The organism is Bartonella sp. AA83SXKL (genome assembly GCF_042196965.1).
Classification (GTDB): Bacteria; Pseudomonadota; Alphaproteobacteria; order Rhizobiales; family Rhizobiaceae; genus Bartonella.
The window spans coordinates 1-2,530 of sequence record NZ_JBHIRG010000070.1 but is presented as its reverse complement, the minus strand read 5'-3'; the positions used below and the strand labels follow the sequence as shown (position 1 = coordinate 2,530).

The window sequence follows — 2,530 nt, the reverse complement described above, 5'->3', positions numbered from 1 at the left end:
TTATAAAACGCATCAAAGGCATGATAAGCTTCGCTTGTTTGATCAGAAAGCATAGTTTGAAGGCGTGTGATATGGTTTTGTGCAATCTCAGCAACATTGCCAGCCCAAATGCCCCAATAATCACTCATAGTAGATTTTTTAACAATCAGTGTTTTGAGAGCATTGGGAAACTCAACAAAAAAGGGCAATCTTCCTGTTACGCTATGACTATGTTGCGGTTCATGAGCTTGTGTCCCAATACAAAGTCCGGATTTTTCTGATTTTTCGTGGAGCGGGATTTCGTCAATAACCGTGGTGACATTCTCTAATTCGGTCTTTTTAGAAACTGTAACAATGTCGATGATAGAGCTTACGTCTTGCCCTAAGACCATCTGGTTAAGGGTTTTACTAAAATTCTCATCATGGGCAAGCAAAGCATTGAGAACTTGCCAGACAACACTGTATCTCTTATTGTTTTTTAATGCCTCTTCTGGTGAAACACCAGCAGGAACACCAACCGGCAAAATGATATAGCCCATCTTTTTGCCTTTTGCACGACGCATCACACGTCCTACTGCTTGTATCACATCCACTTGGCTTTTACGCGGGTGTAAAAACATAACCGCATCAAGGGAAGGAACATCAACACCTTCTGAAAGGCAGCGTACATTGGTTAATATACGGCAGACATTCTCACCCGCATCTTCTTTCAACCAATCAAGTTTTATCGTACGGTTTTTGGCACCAGATTTTCCATTAATATGATCTACTTGACAGTTAAGAGGGGGAATATTTTTATGGTTTTCATGAAGATCACGTAAATCTTTCTTAACTTCTTCATCGTTGAATGTTCTACATATACGTTCAGAAGTATCAATATCTCTACAAAAAGCCAAAGCCCGATGCATGGGTCTTGTATCATCCCCAAGATCAATTTTCAGATCCATTTTGGTAAGAGCTTGATAACAACCCATGATCTTTGTTCTATCATCAAGAATAAGTTCATAATTCTCATCTGTCATCAGATGCTGGATAGATTTACTCACTTCTCCTTCATCAACACCTAAAACGATAATCTTGTAAGGCGTTAAAAGTCCATTTTTTACAGCATGGGAGAAACTATAAGAATAAAGGATTTTTCCATAAAGCTCTTCATCATCCATAGAAGCCAGAACGGCATCAATCTCATTAGCTTGTTTTTTGGCATTATCACTAAAGATACGAGGTGTTGCTGTCATATACAGACGTTTCTTTCCCCGAATAAGGCTATTATTATGAACCTTGATAAACTCAGATTCACTCTTGTCTGTTCCTAACACAGCTCCAGTGGTACGGTGTGCTTCATCACAAATGATCAGATCAAATTCCGGTAAAGCATATTTCTTTTGCGCATCCGAAATCACTTGGATCGAATGGTAGGTAGCAAAGACCACTGTCATGGCATCAGGAGAAGTCTTATTGGCTTTTTCTCCAAGCTTTTGAGAATCTGTTGTTGCTGGTAGAGCGAGATCCGAGACATCGAGTTCGGCAGCATCATCTTGGGCTTTGCGACGCTTACCAACTTGTGTATCAGAACACACGGCAAAGGAACGCAAGGGTATTGCTGTATCTGCTGTCCATTCTCTTATTGTTTGTGACATTAAAGAAAGAGAGGGAACAAGGAATAAAACACGTTTACCTTGACCAGCAAGAGCTTCTGCTATCTTCAGACTGGTAAAGGTCTTTCCCGTTCCACACGCCATAATCAGCTTGCCGCGGTCTGCTTCTTGTAAACCGTCACAAACAGCTTTAAGCGCTTCTTGTTGATGATCTAAAAGCTTTTTCGGTTCTTTTTTCTTAAGAGTAGCTTCCCCTTTGCTTTCAAAGGTTGACCAATCTATTTGACTGTTTTCCAGATCAAAAAGATTAATCCGTTGAATGCGGACTCCTTGTCCTTCACAGGTGAGATCGGCATTGTTACTCCAATTACCTTCGGTGCTATCAACCAGAATACGGCGTGTGAAGATCTTTTTTCCCGAGGCAGCAATAAAGCTATCAATATCTTCCTTCTTGATCTGATGATTTGCACTATAAAACTTACATTGAATAGCGGCATATCCTTCTTCATCACGAATTTTAGCAACCAGATCAATGCCGATATCACGCCCATCTTCCCCATGCTCTTTTGCCCATTCACAATAGGTTTGAACTTTTTCATATTCTTGGCATTGTAGAGGGTCTTGCGTCAAATAAGCAATTACAAAATTTTCAAAAGAAGTTCCTCTATCGCGCGCACTTTCTGTATGATCACGGTAGGATTGTAACAGAGAGCGTAATGTCAGTGATTTGTTATGAGATTGAAGCATTTATAATAAAACCCCACCGCTTTATAAGCGTTGATCTATCGGTGTCAAAAAACTTTAAATAGAATCTGCTAGATCTATTTAAAACAAATAGCAATAATAAAATAAAAAAAGGGTGCTAAAGACCCACAACCTGCTTAAAAAGAAATTTTATTAAAGGCTACTTATCCACAGCCTATGACATGAGGTAAAATCAGCAAAATAGTGAA

The 2,530-nt window shown here is 39.5% G+C and carries 1 protein-coding gene; it reads right to left on the bottom strand.

All coding sequences use genetic code 11. From position 1 onward, the window contains the following. Nucleotides 1–2,324, bottom strand: a 2,324-nt coding sequence (locus ACFINO_RS09585; protein WP_375655587.1) for a DEAD/DEAH box helicase family protein, incomplete at its 3' end; no start/stop codon positions are given. Nucleotides 2,325–2,530 lie beyond the last annotated feature (206 nt).